Annotated in this window: 13 protein-coding genes; 3 read left to right on the forward strand and 10 right to left on the reverse strand. The window is 70.8% G+C overall.

Annotation, left to right across the window (positions count from 1 at the left end; genetic code table 11):
- Nucleotides 1-133: 133 nt before the first annotated feature.
- The 6 genes from prcA to arc form a co-directional block, all read right to left on the reverse strand.
- Nucleotides 134-928: a proteasome subunit alpha gene (gene prcA / locus AB0A97_RS25410; RefSeq protein ID WP_361154086.1), complete on the reverse strand. Its 795-nt coding sequence runs from the start codon at nt 926-928 to the stop codon at nt 134-136.
- Nucleotides 929-991: 63 nt separating this feature from the next.
- Nucleotides 992-1837 carry a proteasome subunit beta gene (gene prcB / locus AB0A97_RS25415; RefSeq protein ID WP_361154088.1) on the reverse strand — a complete coding sequence of 282 codons (846 nt, stop codon included), beginning with the start codon at nt 1835-1837 and terminating at the stop codon, nt 992-994.
- Nucleotides 1818-2150 (reverse strand): endonuclease domain-containing protein, encoded by a 333-nt coding sequence (locus AB0A97_RS25420; RefSeq protein WP_361154090.1) that lies wholly within the window; start codon nt 2148-2150, stop codon nt 1818-1820. Before AB0A97_RS25420 ends, prcB begins: the two co-directional genes overlap by 20 nt.
- Before the next feature lie 100 nt (nt 2151-2250).
- The gene (locus AB0A97_RS25425; protein WP_003981605.1) at nt 2251-2469 is read right to left on the reverse strand and encodes a ubiquitin-like protein Pup; all 219 of its coding nucleotides are present in this window, start codon (nt 2467-2469) and stop codon (nt 2251-2253) included.
- 177 nt (nt 2470-2646) lie between these two features.
- The gene (gene dop, locus AB0A97_RS25430) at nt 2647-4158 is read right to left on the reverse strand and encodes a depupylase/deamidase Dop (protein ID WP_361154094.1); all 1512 of its coding nucleotides are present in this window, start codon (nt 4156-4158) and stop codon (nt 2647-2649) included.
- A gap of 276 nt (nt 4159-4434) precedes the next feature.
- On the reverse strand, nt 4435-6201 hold the full coding sequence (gene arc, locus AB0A97_RS25435; protein WP_125057258.1) for a proteasome ATPase: 1767 nt from the start codon (nt 6199-6201) through the stop codon (nt 4435-4437).
- 241 nt (nt 6202-6442) lie between these two features.
- On the opposite strand from arc, the gene AB0A97_RS25440 reads away from it, so the two are divergent.
- Nucleotides 6443-6730, forward strand: coding sequence for a ferredoxin (locus tag AB0A97_RS25440; protein ID WP_030017428.1), 288 nt, complete (start codon nt 6443-6445; stop codon nt 6728-6730).
- Between the two features lie 15 nt (nt 6731-6745).
- Here the strand turns inward: AB0A97_RS25440 and AB0A97_RS25445 are convergent, their stop codons facing one another.
- The 3 genes from AB0A97_RS25445 to AB0A97_RS25455 form a co-directional block, all read right to left on the reverse strand.
- Nucleotides 6746-7339: a hypothetical protein gene (locus AB0A97_RS25445; RefSeq protein ID WP_361154097.1), complete on the reverse strand. Its 594-nt coding sequence runs from the start codon at nt 7337-7339 to the stop codon at nt 6746-6748.
- A gap of 225 nt (nt 7340-7564) precedes the next feature.
- A complete protein-coding gene (locus tag AB0A97_RS25450; RefSeq protein ID WP_003981600.1) occupies nt 7565-8473 on the reverse strand; it encodes a tRNA (adenine-N1)-methyltransferase in 909 nt (302 codons plus the stop codon).
- 827 nt (nt 8474-9300) lie between these two features.
- On the reverse strand, nt 9301-10611 hold the full coding sequence (locus AB0A97_RS25455; RefSeq protein WP_361154100.1) for a site-2 protease family protein: 1311 nt from the start codon (nt 10609-10611) through the stop codon (nt 9301-9303).
- A gap of 570 nt (nt 10612-11181) precedes the next feature.
- Here AB0A97_RS25455 and AB0A97_RS25460 point away from each other — a divergent pair.
- Together AB0A97_RS25460 and AB0A97_RS25465 are read left to right on the forward strand one after the other, a co-directional pair.
- The gene (locus tag AB0A97_RS25460; protein ID WP_361154576.1) at nt 11182-12072 is read left to right on the forward strand and encodes a PD-(D/E)XK nuclease family protein; all 891 of its coding nucleotides are present in this window, start codon (nt 11182-11184) and stop codon (nt 12070-12072) included.
- Between the two features lie 13 nt (nt 12073-12085).
- Nucleotides 12086-12757, forward strand: a complete 672-nt coding sequence (locus AB0A97_RS25465; RefSeq protein ID WP_003981597.1) for a response regulator transcription factor — start codon at nt 12086-12088, stop codon at nt 12755-12757.
- Between the two features lie 170 nt (nt 12758-12927).
- On the opposite strand, the gene AB0A97_RS25470 is transcribed toward AB0A97_RS25465, so the two are convergent.
- Complete coding sequence (locus tag AB0A97_RS25470; RefSeq protein ID WP_361154104.1) at nt 12928-14517, reverse strand: ABC transporter substrate-binding protein; 1590 nt, start codon at nt 14515-14517, stop codon at nt 12928-12930.
- Between the last annotated feature and the right edge of the window lie 9 nt (nt 14518-14526).

Raw genomic sequence — 14526 nt, forward strand, 5'->3', positions numbered from 1 at the left:
GCCGCAGCGGCCCCGGAACGCGGCGCGCCCCGGCGGGTGCATACCCACCGGGGCGCGAGAAGGCCCGTGCCGTACGGACGGCGGCGCGTAAGGACGGCGGCGTACGGTCCCGCCGTACGCCGACCGTGTCGCGTCACGACGTGCCGGAGCCGCCTTCGGAGCCGGAAGTGCCCTCGGCGTCCGCGGAGTCCGAGGCGTCGTCCGCGGCTTCCCCGGAGGCCGCGGTGCCGTGCTCCTCCAGCAGCCGGGAGAGCTGACGGCCCAGGATCCGCTTGAACTTCCGCTGCTGCGGACGTGTTCGGTCCAGGGTCGCGACCTCCAACTGGTCGGCGGCCAGGGTGCGTTCACCGCCGTTGTTGTCGCGGGAGAGCGACTCGACGGCCAGCTTCAGCGCCTCGCCCAGCGTCATGCCGTCGCGGTGTCGCTGATCGAGGTAGCTGCTGATCTGATCGGCGTTGCCGCCGACCGCGACCGAGCCGTGCTCGTCCACGATCGAACCGTCGTGCGGCAGCCGGTAGATCTGGTCGTCCTCGGGGGCGTTGCCCACCTCCGCGACGATCAGCTCCACCTCGTAGGGCTTCTCGGCGGCGCTGGAGAAGATCGAGCCGAGGGTCTGGGCGTAGACATTGGCAAGGCCGCGGGCGGTCACGTCCGCGCGGTCGTAGGTATAGCCGCGCAGGTCGGCGTAGCGCACACCGCCGATGCGCAGATTCTCGAACTCGTTGTACTTGCCGACCGCCGCGAAGGCGATGCGGTCGTAGATCTCGCTGACCTTGTGCAGGGCCCGGGAGGGATTCTCGGCGACGAAGACCACGCCGTCGGTGTACTGCAGCACCACGACGCTGCGGCCGCGCGCGATACCCTTGCGGGCGTACTCCGCCCGGTCGGCCATGGCCTGCTGGGGTGAGACATAGAACGGCGTCGACACCGGCTATCCGTCCCTTTCTGTCAATGACTCTCTCAGTGGCGCGTGCATGGCGGTCTCCCGTCCTCAGAGCAGCGCGGCACGCGGGCCGTCGGGCCGGTCGAGCCGCTGCTCGTGGATGGCGCGGGCGATCTCCGACACCTCCGCCTCGGTGTACCGCTTGAAGCCCTCGTCGGTGATCACCGTGACGATCGGGTAGATCCGTCGGGCCATGTCCGGGCCGCCGGTCGCCGAGTCGTCGTCCGCGGCGTCGTACAGCGCCTGGACCACGGCCGTGGCGGCCTGGTTCTCCGTGAGGTCGTCGCGGTAGAGCTTCTTGAGGGCACCGCGCGCGAAGACCGAGCCGGAGCCCGTCGAGGCGAAGCCGTGCTCCTCCGAGCGCCCGCCGGTCACGTCGTACGAGAAGATGCGGCCCTTCTCGCGGTCCACGTCCCAGCCGGCGAACAGCGGCACCACGGCCAGGCCCTGCATGGCCATGCCGAGGTTGCTGCGGATCATCGTCGAGAGACGGTTCGCCTTGCCCTCCAGGGAGAGTTGGGCGCCCTCGACCTTCTCGAAGTGCTCCAGCTCCAGCTGGAAGAGCCTGACCATCTCGACCGCGAGACCGGCCGTGCCGGCGATGCCGACGGCGGAGTACTCGTCGGCCGGGAAGACCTTCTCGATGTCGCGCTGCGCGATGACGTTGCCCATCGTCGCGCGGCGGTCACCGGCGAGCACCACCCCGCCGGGGAACGACGCCGCGACGATCGTGGTGCCGTGCGGCGCCTCGATGGTCCCCTGCACGGGCAGCGGCGGACGCCGGCCCGGCAGCAGTTCCGGCGCGTGCTCCCCGAGGAAGTCCATGAACGACGAGGACCCGGACGTCAGGAAGGCAGCTGGTAGATGCCCGGCGTTACGAGTGTTGGCTTCCACACGTTTCCTTCCGGATATTCGGCCGCCGCCCCAGGACGTCCGGCCGATCCTTGAATTGGCCCAGCGCTGCGTTGCAGCTGAAGCACAGTACGTCCCGGACCTTACCTGTCCTGCGGTCATGATTCACATGCACGCGGGAACGGACCGGACGACGGCAGCGGCGGCCCTTCACCTTCCGGCCCCCACGACCGTGCGCCGACACCCGGGACGGCTTGTGCGTACGCGCTCGCCGAGCGCGCGTACCGGCGATTCCGGGAGCACGCGGCAGCCTGTGCGGCCGCACGCTCCCGGAGCCGGAGCCGGGGACCGTCACGCCGGTTCGCGCACACGGCTCGCGCGGCGTGCGCGGACCGTGCTGGCCCGCTGCGTCCGCACGTCCGGTGCGCCGGCCGCCGACGGAACCCGGCGATCGGTTACTGTCCGCCCTTTTGCACGAACGACCGCACGAAATCCTCGGCGTTCTCTTCGAGCACGTCGTCGATCTCGTCCAGCACGGAGTCGACGTCGTCCGACAGCTTCTCCTGCCGCTCCTTGAGATCGTCCGCGGCCTGCGCGTCCTGCGACTGCTCCTCGACCTCCTCGGTCGAACGCGTCGCCTTCTGCTGTCCGCCGCCGGTGTCCTTGGTCGCCATGTCCCTCACCCCGCTCGGTTCGCCCCGCTCGATGTGACTGTCAAGATCAGACCCTACAAGGAAGGTCTGACATCGGCCCTGTTCTCGGTCGTCTTCGTACAACGTCCGGGAGTCACCCCGATGATTCCCGGACGGGGGACCTTTAGCCCCGGATCGGGTGCCCGATCCGGCCCGCCGTCACCCTCCGGACAGGACCCGCACCAGGTCCTCGGCCGTACGGCACCGGTCGAGCAGCTCTTTCACGTGGTTACGAGTGCCGCGCAGCGGTTCGAGCGTCGGCACCCGTTGCAGAGAGTCACGGCCCGGCAGATCGAAGATCACCGAGTCCCAGGAGGCCGCCGCCACGTCGTCCGCGTACTGCTCCAGGCACCGGCCGCGGAAGTACGCCCGGGTGTCCTCCGGCGGCGCCTGGACGGCCCGCGCCACCTCCTCGTCGGTCAGCAGGCGCTTCATCTTGCCGCGGGCCGCGAGACGGTTGTAGAGGCCCTTGTCGGCCCGTACGTCGGCGTACTGGAGGTCGACGAGGTGGAGGCGGGCCGCGTCCCACTCCACGCCGTCCCGGCGCCGGTAGCCCTCCATCAACTCCCGCTTGGCCACCCAGTCCAGTTCGCCGGACAGGCTCATCGGGTCGTGCTCCAGGCGCCCCAGCACGTCCTCCCAGCGGGCCAGGACGTCCTTGGTCTGCTCGTCGGCGTCCGCGCCGAGCCGGTCCTCCACGTACTTGCGCGCCAGCTCGAAGTACTCCATCTGGAGTTGTACGGCGGTCAGGGTCCGGCCGCTGCGCAGGGTGATCAGGTGGCGCAGCGTCGGGTCGTGGGAGACCTGGTGGAGGGTACGTACGGGCTGGTCGACGGCGAGATCGACGGCGATGAAGCCGTCCTCGATCATGGACAGGACCAGCGCCGTGGTGCCCAGCTTCAGGTACGTGGAGATCTCGGAGAGGTTCGCGTCGCCGATGATCACGTGCAGCCTGCGGTACTTCTCGGCGTCGGAGTGCGGCTCGTCGCGGGTGTTGATGATGGGCCGCTTGAGGGTGGTCTCCAGACCGACCTCGACCTCGAAGTAGTCGGCCCGCTGGCTGATCTGGAAGCCGTGCTCGTGGCCGTCCTGGCCGATGCCGACCCGGCCGGCGCCGGCGTAGACCTGGCGGGAGACGAAGAAGGGCGTCAGATGCCGCACGATGTCCGAGAACGGGGTCTCCCGCTTCATCAGGTAGTTCTCGTGCGTGCCGTAGGAGGCGCCCTTGTTGTCGGTGTTGTTCTTGTAGAGGTGGATGGGCTGGGCGCCGGGGACCTGGGCCGCGCGCTCGGCGGCCTCGGCCATGATGCGCTCCCCCGCCTTGTCCCAGAGCACCGCGTCGCGCGGGTTGGTGACCTCCGGCGAGCTGTACTCCGGATGCGCGTGGTCGACGTACAGACGTGCCCCGTTGGTGAGGATCACATTGGCCAGCCCGATGTCCTCGTCGGTGAGCTGGCTGGCGTCGGCGTTCTCGCGGGCGAGGTCGAAGCCTCGGGCGTCCCGCAGCGGGTTCTCCTCCTCGAAGTCCCAGCGGGCGCGTCGCGCCCGTTGCATCGCCGCCGCGTACGCGTTGACGACCTGGGACGAGGTGAGCATGGCATTGGCGTTCGGGTGGCCGGGGACGGAGATCCCGTACTCCGTCTCGATTCCCATTACTCGCCGTACGGTCATGCGGCCCTCCTTGCCCGGCGGCGCCCCCGGATGGGGTCGGCGCTCAAGTACCGCTGCGCTTCCGGTCCGTGTGCGGCCCCCGCTTCCGCAGTGCGTGACGCGGCGGTACCGAAGAGCCTAGAACGCCTTTGCGGCGCTGGGGAGATCATTACAGTCATTGCTCCAGTCCGGTTTTCACCTGCTCCGTCGCAGCCTTCCGGGGATCACCCGCGGAGCCCCGGAAACGCGTCCGGCTGCGGACGCCCCGTGCAGGACATCCGCAGCCGGTCGGCGGTGTTACAGGTATTGGCCGGTATTCGCCACCGTGTCGATGGAGCGGCCGGTGTCCGCGCCCTGCTTGCCGGTGACCAGGGTGCGGATGTAAACGATCCGCTCGCCCTTCTTGCCGGAGATGCGGGCCCAGTCGTCCGGGTTGGTGGTGTTGGGCAGGTCCTCGTTCTCCTTGAACTCGTCCACGCACGCCTGGAGCAGGTGGGCGACGCGAAGACCCTTCTGGTTGTGTTCGAGGAATGCCTTGATGGCCATCTTCTTGGCGCGTCCGACGATGTTTTCGATCATTGCGCCGGAGTTGAAGTCCTTGAAGTACAGGACTTCCTTGTCACCGTTGGCGTAGGTGACCTCCAGGAAGCGGTTCTCCTCGGATTCCGCGTACATCTGCTCGACGACCGACTGGATCATCGCGCTGACCGCGGCCTTGCGGGAGTCGCCGTGCTCGCCGAGGTCGTCGGCGTGCAGCGGCAGGCGCTCGGTGAGGTACTTCGAGAAGATGTCCTTGGCGGCCTCGGCGTCCGGACGCTCGATCTTGATCTTGACGTCCAGCCGGCCGGGGCGCAGGATCGCCGGGTCGATCATGTCCTCGCGGTTGGAGGCACCGATGACGATGACGTTCTCCAGGCCCTCCACGCCGTCGATCTCGGAGAGCAGCTGCGGGACGATGGTGTTCTCCACGTCCGAGCTGACTCCGGACCCGCGGGTGCGGAAGAGGGAGTCCATCTCGTCGAAGAAGACGATGACGGGGGTGCCCTCGCTCGCCTTCTCCCGGGCCCGCTGGAAGACGAGGCGGATGTGCCGCTCCGTCTCACCGACGTACTTGTTCAGCAGCTCGGGGCCCTTGATGTTGAGGAAGAAGCTCTTCCCCGCGGGCTGGCCGGTCACCTCGGCGACCTTCTTGGCGAGCGAGTTGGCGACCGCCTTGGCGATGAGCGTCTTGCCGCAGCCGGGCGGTCCGTAGAGCAGTACGCCCTTGGGCGGGCGCAGTTCGTGCTCCTTGAACAGGTCGGGGTAGAGGTACGGGAGCTCGACCGCGTCGCGGATCAGTTCGATCTGGCCGCCCAGACCGCCGATCTTCGTGTAGTCGATGTCCGGGACCTCTTCGAGGACGAGCTCCTCGACCTCGCTCTTGGGAATGACCTCGTAGACATAGCCGGAGCGGGGCTCCAGGAGCAGGGCGTCGCCGGCGCGGATGTTGATGTCCAGCAGCGGCTCGGCGAGCCGCACCACCCGCTCCTCGTCGGTGTGCCCGATGACCAGGGCGCGCTCGCCGTCCTCAAGGATCTCCTTGAGGGTGACGATGTCCCCGGCGTTCTCGTACTCCATGGCCTCGACCACGTTGAGCGCTTCGTTGAGCATGACCTCCTGGCCACGCCGCAGCTCGTCGAGGTCCACGCTGGGACTGACGTTCACCCGGAGTTTTCGGCCTCCGGTGAAGATGTCGGCCGTACCGTCCTCGTTCGCCTGCAGGAAGACGCCGAAACCGGCCGGCGGCTGCGCGAGCCGGTCGACCTCTTCCTTGAGGGCCACGATCTGGTCACGCGCCTCGCGCAGGGTGTTGGCGAGTCGCTCGTTCTGTGCCGAAACACCGGCCAGGTTGGTCTGCAGCTCGACGATCCGCTCTTCGAGAATCCTCGTGTGACGCGGAGAGTCGGCGAGCTTGCGTCGCAGGACGGCGATCTCCTGCTCAAGATAGGCAACCTGACCGGCAGGGTCGTCGGACCCCCGCCCCGGCCGGATGCCGCGGTTGATGTCGTCGTCGTGGGCTGCCACGGTCCTCACCTCCTCCAAGGGGAGCTGGACGCTTCCTGACCCTACCTGGGCCGGTGCAGGTTGAAACCCCTAGATCGAAAAGACTGTCGGGGTGTGTCCGATCTTCACCCTTGCGCACGTCCTCACCTCAGGGGGATACCCACCCAACAACATCAGAAAGCGGACGGTTGTATCGTCGAGACGGTCAACACCCGTCAGGGTGGGCCCCATTTGATTCACGTACGCAGGAACGGCAGGCGAGATGACGGCGCAGGACGAAGCACTGGAGGTCTGGATCGACCAGGACCTCTGCACCGGCGACGGCATCTGTGCGCAGTACGCGCCGGAGGTCTTCGAACTCGACATCGACGGTCTGGCTTATGTGAAAAGCGCCGACGACGAGCTGCTCCAGGACAAGGGGGCCACCACCCCCGTCCCGCTGCCGCTGCTCAACGACGTACGGGACTCCGCGAAGGAATGCCCGGGCGACTGCATCCACGTACGCCGCGTCGCGGACCGGGTGGAGGTCTACGGCCCGGACGCGGAGTAGTCGCCGTGTGACCGATCACACACGCTCGGTGTCGGAAGAGGCGGGAAGTTCGCTCCGGACGAACTTCCCGCCTTTCCATTGCCACTTGGTCGGCACCCGGACGTCCGGGCAGCAGCGCGGCACGCCGGTCGAGGAGTAGCCCAGGAGTGTCGCGGCGACCACACCGTCGCGTACGGCGAAACCGTCCACGCTGCGCTGCTGTGCGGGCGCGAGAAGGGTCGCGACGACCCGCGGGGCTCCCTTGCCCGCCTTGCCCCCCGCGGGGCCGGTGAGGACGTACACGCCGCTGGGCGGGGTGCCCGTCTCGGTGTGGCAGCGCACCACGGCGACGGTCTCGGAGCTGCCGTCGCCGTCCAGGTCGCCGCTGGCGCTGTCCACCACGTCGAGGCGGTTCGGGCCGCAGTCCACCGGATAGGCCGCGGCGCGCGGGTCGGGGGCCGGGGCGGCGGCCGCGCGGGCGGCGGAGGCGGCGTCGGTGGTGGCCGTGGCGTCGGGAGGCTGGACGAAGGACGCGGCCGCGACCACCGCCGCCAGGGCGGCAGCGGTGGCGAGCCAGTGCAGGGCGCGGGTGCGGGTGTGCGGAAGGTCCTGGCCGGCCGTGAACTGCACGCGGGGTAACTCCTGTGAAGAGCTGTGGCGGTGGGAGTGCCCAGCATCGTTCCACAGGCCGGGCCGCCGGGGAACACTCGGGCGGGGTTTCCCGCCGGGCCTCCACCCGCTGAACGCGACGGCGCCGCCGACGGTTCCCGTGGGGCGGGAACTGGTCGGCGGCGCCGGACGGTTCGAGGGGGCGTGCGAGGCGGGCCGGCCGCGCTGGCCGGGGCGTGCGCCGGGTCAGCCGCGCTCCGCGCCCCCGCTGGAGCTGCCGGGACCGGAGTAGTCCTCGCCGTACGCGCCCTTGGCCGGGCGACGGCGGCGCAGCGGCGGCTCGACACCGTCCGCGAGACGGCGGGCGGTCAGCAGGAAGCCGGTGTGCCCGATCATGCGATGGTCGGGGCGGACGGCCAGGCCCTCGACGTGCCAGGTGCGGACCATGGTCTCCCAGGCCGACGGCTCGTTGAAGGTGCCGTGCTCGCGGATGGCCTCGACGGTACGGGCCAGCTGCGTCGTGGTGGCCACGTACGCGCACAGGATGCCGCCCGGGACGAGCGCCTTGGAGACGGCCTCCAGGCACTCCCAGGGGGCGAGCATGTCCAGGATGACCCGGTCGACGTCGGTGTCGGAGAGGTTGTCCTGGAGGTCACCGACGGTGAGTGTCCACGCCGGGTGCGGACCGCCGAAGTACCGCTCGACGTTCTGCGTGGCGATCTCGGCGAAGTCGGCGCGCCGCTCGTAGCTGTGCAGCATGCCCTGGTCGCCGATGGCGCGCAGCAGGAAGCTGCTGAGCGAGCCGGACCCCACCCCCGCCTCGACGACGCGAGCGCCGGGGAAGATGTCGGCCATCGCCAGGATCTGCCCCGCGTCCTTGGGGTAGACCACGGCGGCGCCGCGGGGCATGGACAGGACGTAGTCGGGGAGCAGCGGGCGCAGCGCGAGGTAGGCGACGTTCCCGGTGGTACGGACAACACTGCCCTCGGGAGCACCGATCAGCTCGTCGTGGGGGAAGGCTCCCTTGTGGGTGTGGAAGCTCTTGCCCTCTTCGAGCGTGAACGTGTAGTGGCGTCCCTTGGGATCGGTGAGCTGGACCTGGTCCCCGACCTTGAAGGGCCCGCGACGGCGGGCGGCACCGGTCGGTTCGGACATGTGACCAGCCTACCGGGCGTGAGGGGTGCTCCGTACCAGGGTGGGGGCGGGGCCAAGGGGAGGGCGCGAGGGCAGGGAGAGGGCACGGGGGGCGGGGAGAGGTCGCGGGGGCGGGGCGTGGGCGGGGTGCGGGGCTCGGCCGGGCGCGTGGCGGTCGTCCGGCCGTACGGGCGGGGGGCGCGTGCCAGTGGCTACGGGCCGGGGCGCGTGCCGAGGTTACGGGCGAGGCCGGGGGCCGGGGCCCCGGGCAGTCGCCCGCCGTACGGGGCCGGACTGGGACGCGTGGCGGCCGCCCGCCATACGGGGCGGAGCGCGAACACCCCCAGCGGGGGCTTACCCAGGAGCGGCGGGCACCAAGCCGCCGAGCCGGGCCGAGTGGGACCGGGACGAAGTCCGGAGGCGGGGCCGGGGCCCGGGGCAGTCGCCTGCCGTACGGGGCCGGACTGGGACGTATGGCGACCGCCCGCCACACGGGGCGGAGCGCGAACGTCCCCCAGCGGGGGCTTACCCAGAGGCGGCGGTCACCAAGCCGCCGAGCCGAACCGAGTGAGCCCGGGACGAAGCCCGGAGGCGAGGCGGGGCCGGGGCCCGGGGCCGGGGGCCCGGAGGCGGTATGAAGCCGAGGCCGGATTCCGGAGGCGGGACGGAGCCTGAGCCGCAATCCGGAAGCGGGCCGAAGCACGGGGGTGGGCCGGCGCCCGGAGGGGTGGGCCGGCGCCCGGAGGGGTGGGCCGGGCGGCGTGGGCGGCCGCCTTACGGGGCGGGTGTGGTCGTCCCCCCAGCGGGGGCTTACCCGGGCGGGCGGGGCGGGAACCGTGTGGCAGCGGTCAGGACGGGCGGGCCATGGCGGCGACGAAGGCGCGTTCGACGTCGGCGGTGGACAGGACTCCGTAGATCTCGCCGGTCTCCTCGACCACCAGGTACTCGGTGGCGGGGGTGGCGCGCAGGTAGTCCAGCAGGTCCTCGCCGGCCAGTTCGGCGGAGACCCGCATCCCGTCCTTGAGGTCCTGGGCGAGGCCGCTGACGGCGACCCAGGGGCGGCGGTGCTCGGGGACGCCGACGATGGCCGTCTCGCGGACCACGGCGGTGGGCCGGCCCACCCGGTCCACGACGACCAGGGCGCGCGCGCCCGCGTCGTTGGCCCGGCGCAGGGCCTCGGAGAGCGGGGTGTCGGCCTCCACCGGGACGGCGCGCCGGGTGAGGGTGCGGGCCTGGAGGTCCGGGAGGCGTTCGCGCAGGCGGGCCATGCGCAGGCTGTTGCCCGCGCCGGTCCAGATGATCGCGGCGAGGATCGCGGCGAGCAGCGCGTCGGTGATCGAGTCGGCGCCGCCGAGGTCGGTGGGGGTGTTGCCCAGGGCGCCGGTGTGGGTGAGCAGCGGCAGGCCGATCAGGACGGAGACGGCGAGCGCGCGGCCGACCCAGGCGGCGGCGACGGTGCCGGTCATCGGCTTGCCGGTGAGCTTCCACACGACGGCGCGGAGCATCCGGCCGCCGTCGAGCGGGAGGCCGGGCAGCAGGTTGAAGACGGCGACGATGAGGTTGGAGATCATCAGCCCGGCGAGCAGCACACCGGGTACGGTGCCGGGCTCGACCACCTTCATCGCGCCGTAGAAGACGCCCGCGAGGACCAGCGAGAGCAGCGGGCCGACGAAGGCCAGGACGAACTCGCGGCCGGGCGTCTCGGACTCCTTCTCGATCTCGGAGACACCACCGAAGAACTGGAGCTGGATACGGCGCACGGGGAGCTTGAAGCGCAGCGCGGCGACGGTGTGCGCCAGCTCGTGGACGAGCACCGAGGCGTAGAAGGCGACGGCGAAGAAGAGCGAGACGAGGTAACGGGCGGAGCCGAGCTCCGGCAGGATCCGTTCGAGCTGGCCGCCGAAGACCCAGGTGATCAGGGCGGCGACGACGAACCAGCTGGGGGCCACGTAGACCGGTACGCCGAAGGGGCGGCCCATGAGGATGCCGCCGCCGGTGCGCCTGCCCCGGCCTTCCTTGGCCGGGCGCTGCGCGGAGGGGCGGTTCCCGGACGGCCTCGTACGGCCGGTGGCGCGGGCCGGGTCGGACGGTCCGGGCGGGTCGGGCGGTCCGTGGTGCGCGGACTCCTCAGGGTCCTGCGACTTCCCACTCTCGTCCACGGCGTCCCCTCGTCGGTTGCGGCCTTCGCTCCTGTCCGTCCAGGTGCTGTCCGGTACGGCTTGTCGATCATGCAGGGCGAAGGGGTCTGGCGTCGATGGTATGCGGAGTGCTTCGCGACACCCTGCCTCGGTCTCCCATTGTGATCCCTCGGTTGCGGTGGCTGTCAGTGGCGGGCCGTAGGGTCGGGTGTCATGGGAACGAGCACCGAAGAGGCCGGGCCGGACGCCGCGGACGCCGGACAGAGCAGTCAGGGCGGAGGCGGACAGGCCCGACAAGGCCGACAGGGCAAGGCGTCCGGCGAGGCCCCGGCGGACGGAGCGGCGGTGCAGACCGGCGCGCCCGGGGCGGTCGGCGATCCCGGGCCGCCCGGCGCGCCCGAGGCGTCCGGCGAGCCCGGTGAGTGCGGCGCGCCCGGCGAGGCTGTGACATCCGCCGCAGTCACCGTGCCGGATCCTGCCCCCGTGCCCGTGCCCGCTCCCGGGCCCCAGGCCGACGCCGGGCTCGACACGGCCGTCGGCACGCCCCCGGCCGGCACCGGCACGGACCCGGTCCCCGGCGCCCCCGCTCCCCTGCCCTCCTCAGCCCTGCCCGCCGCCCCTCCCGTCTCGCTCTCCCCGTCCCGGGCGGGCGACTTCATGCAGTGTCCGCTGCTGTACCGCTTCCGTGTGATCGACAAGCTGCCGGAGAAGCCGAGCCCCGCGGCGACGCGCGGCACGGTGGTGCACGCGGTGCTGGAGCGCCTCTTCGACGCTCCGGCCGCGCAGCGTACGGCGGGCGGTGCGCGCTCGATGGTGCCGGGCGAGTGGGAGAAGCTGCTGGCGAAGCGTCCCGAGCTGGCCGGGCTGTTCGAGGACGATCCGTCGGGCGAGCGGCTGGCGGCGTGGCTGGCGGACGCCGAGGCGCTGGTGGAGCGGTGGTTCACGCTGGAGGACCCGACGCGGCTGGAGCCCGCCGACCGCGAGCTGTACGTGGAGACGGTGCTGGACTCGGGGCTGCGGCTGCGCGGCTTCATCGACCGGGTGGACGTGGCGCCGACGGGTGAGGTGCGGCTCGTCGACTACAAGACCGGCAAGGCGCCCCGCCCGGAGTACGCCGACGGTCCGCTGTTCCAGATGAAGTTCTACGCGCTGGTCATGTGGCGGCTGCGCGGCCGGGTGCCGCGGCGGTTGCAGCTCGTGTACCTGGGCAGTGGTGACGTGCTGACGTACGACCCGACCGAGGCGGACCTGCGGGGCGTGGAGCGCAAGCTGCTGGCACTGTGGGACGCCATCCAGCGGGCGACGGAGACCGGTGACTGGCGGCCGCGCCGTACGAAGCTGTGCGGGTGGTGCGACCACCAGGCGGTGTGCCCGGAGTTCGGCGGTACTCCCCCGCCGTACCCGCTGCCGGTTCCCGGGCCCGGCCGGGCTCTCCCCGTGGCGGTGTCCGGGGCGGGGCAGGGCAGAATGGACCTGGTCTAACGAAGGAGTTCCTGTGGCAATCCGCGTCCTGCTGGTCGACGACCAGCCGCTGCTGCGTACCGGTTTCCGGATGATCCTGGAGGCCGAGCAGGATCTCGCGGTCGTCGGCGAGGCCGGGGACGGTCTGCAGGCGCTGGAGCAGGTGCGGGCGCTGCAGCCCGACGTGGTGCTGATGGACATCCGGATGCCGCGGATGGACGGGGTCGAGGCGACCCGGCAGATCACCGGGCCGGCGAAGGACGGCCCGGCGAAGGTGCTGGTGCTGACCACCTTCGACCTGGACGAGTACGTGGTCGAGGCGCTGCGCGCGGGGGCCAGCGGCTTTCTGCTGAAGGACGCGCCGGCCCAGGAGCTGGTGCAGGCGATCCGGGTGGTGGCGGCGGGCGAGGCGATGCTCGCGCCGAGCATCACGCGTCGGCTGCTGGACAAGTACGCGGGTCATCTGCCGTCCGGTGAGGAGCCGGTGCCGGACACGCTGCACACCCTCACCGAGCGGGAGGTGGAGGTGCTGAAGCTGGTGGCGCGCGGTCTGTCGAACGCGGAGATCGCCGCGGACCTGTTCGTGAGCGAGACGACGGTCAAGACGCACGTCGGGCACGTGCTGACGAAGCTGGGGCTGCGGGACCGGGTGCAGGCCGCGGTGTACGCGTACGAGAGCGGGCTGGTGCGCCCCGGCGCCCAGTAGCCCGGCACACCGGCGCCGGCCGCGCCCCTGCGACGCGTACGAGGCGCACGAGGCGGCGAGAGGCGTACGACGCCGCACGGAGAAGCACGAGAACGGCCCGGCCCGCCCCGCTCCCCGAAGGAGCGGTGGCGGGCCGGGCCGTAGCCGTACGGAGCGGACGGGCCGTCCGGTCAGCCCTTCTTCAGCTCCCAGAAGCGGAAGACGGTGGTGGCGTCCAGCGTCCACTGGAGGCCGTCGACGTTCTGGCGGGCGACGGCGTACTGCTTGCCCTGCCACACCGGTATGACCGGCAGTTCCTCGGCGACGATGTCCTGCACCTCGCGGAAGGCGGTCTTGGTCGCCTGCCGGTCGGGCTGGCCGGCGGTGCCGGGCAGCAGCTTCGAGGTGATCCGCTTGGCGTCGTAGTGGTTGCGCAGGACGTTGTCCTTGCCGAAGAACGGCTGGGTGAAGTTGTCGGGGTCCGGGTAGTCGGGGACCCAGCCCTTGACGTAGGCGCCGTACTTCCCGGCTTCCACGCCCTGCTCGAACTCCTCGATGGGCACGCTCTTGACCTTGGCGTCGAAGAGGCCGCTGGCGTTGAGCTGCTGGGCGATCTCCTGGAAGGCCGGGACGGTGCCGGGGCCGTAGCGGACGGGGGTGGCCCAGAGGGTGAGCGGGACCTTCTTGTTGTTGTAGCCGGCGTCGCGCAGGGCGGCGAGGGCCTTGTCGGTCTGCGGCCGGTCGCCGTAGGTGGAGAAGAAGGCCGTGTTGTGGCCGGTGATGCCCGCGGGGACGATCGAGTACAGCGGTTCGGCGGTGCGCTTGTAGACGTCGCGGACGAGCGTGGAGCGGTCCAGCAGGTAGGCGACGGCCTTGCGGACGCCGAGCTTGCCGGCCACCGGGTCGCGCATGTTGAAGACCAGGTGCATGACCTCGGCGCTCTTGCCTTCGACGACCTGGATGCCCTGCGTCTGGCTGTCGGACGCCTGGTCCAGCGAGGCGATGTCCCTCATGGCCAGACCGCGGTAGGCGATGTCGATGGAGCCGTCCTGGACCGCCTTCTTCAGCGTGTCCTGACTGGTGAAGAACTTCATGGTCATGCCGGAGTTCTTGACCTTGGCGGGGCCCTTGTACGAGCTGTTGACGCCGAAGACGGCTTCGGAGGAGGCGTCGTAGTCGTTGAGGGTGTAGACGCCGGAGCCGACGGCCTTGTTGTCGGTGCGCAGCTTGTCGGGCGCGTACTCACGGTGGTCGACGATGGAGCCGGCACCGGAGGCGATCTTCATGGGGAAGGTCGCGTCGGGGCTCTTGAGGCGGAAGACGACCGTCCGGTCGTCGGGGGCCTCGACCTTGTCCAGACCGGCGAACATCACGGCCGGGCCGCGCTTGTCGTTGATCCGCTTGATCCGGTCGAAGGAGAACTTGACGTCCTCGGAGGTCAGGCTGTTGCCGTTGCTGAACTTCAGGCCGTCCTTGAGGGTGCACTTGTAGACGGTGCTGCCGCCCTCGACGAAGCCGCAGGAGTCGGCGGCCTCGGGCTCGGGGCTGGTGCTGCCCTTGGGGAAGCTCAGCAACGACTGGAAGACGTTGTTGAACAGCAGCCAGGAGACCGGGTCGTAGCCGGCGGCCGGGTCGGTGGAGACGACCTTGTCGGTCATGCCCATCACCACGGGTTCACCGGTCCCGGCGGCCGAACCCTCGCCGGTTCCGCAGCCGCTGAGCAGGGCGGCGACGAGCCCTGCCCCCAGCGGTGCGGCGAGCCACTGGTCGCGTTTCCTCACGTGCGTGTT

Source organism: Streptomyces sp. NPDC045470 (assembly GCF_040646595.1).
In the GTDB taxonomy this organism is placed as follows: Bacteria; Actinomycetota; Actinomycetes; order Streptomycetales; family Streptomycetaceae; genus Streptomyces.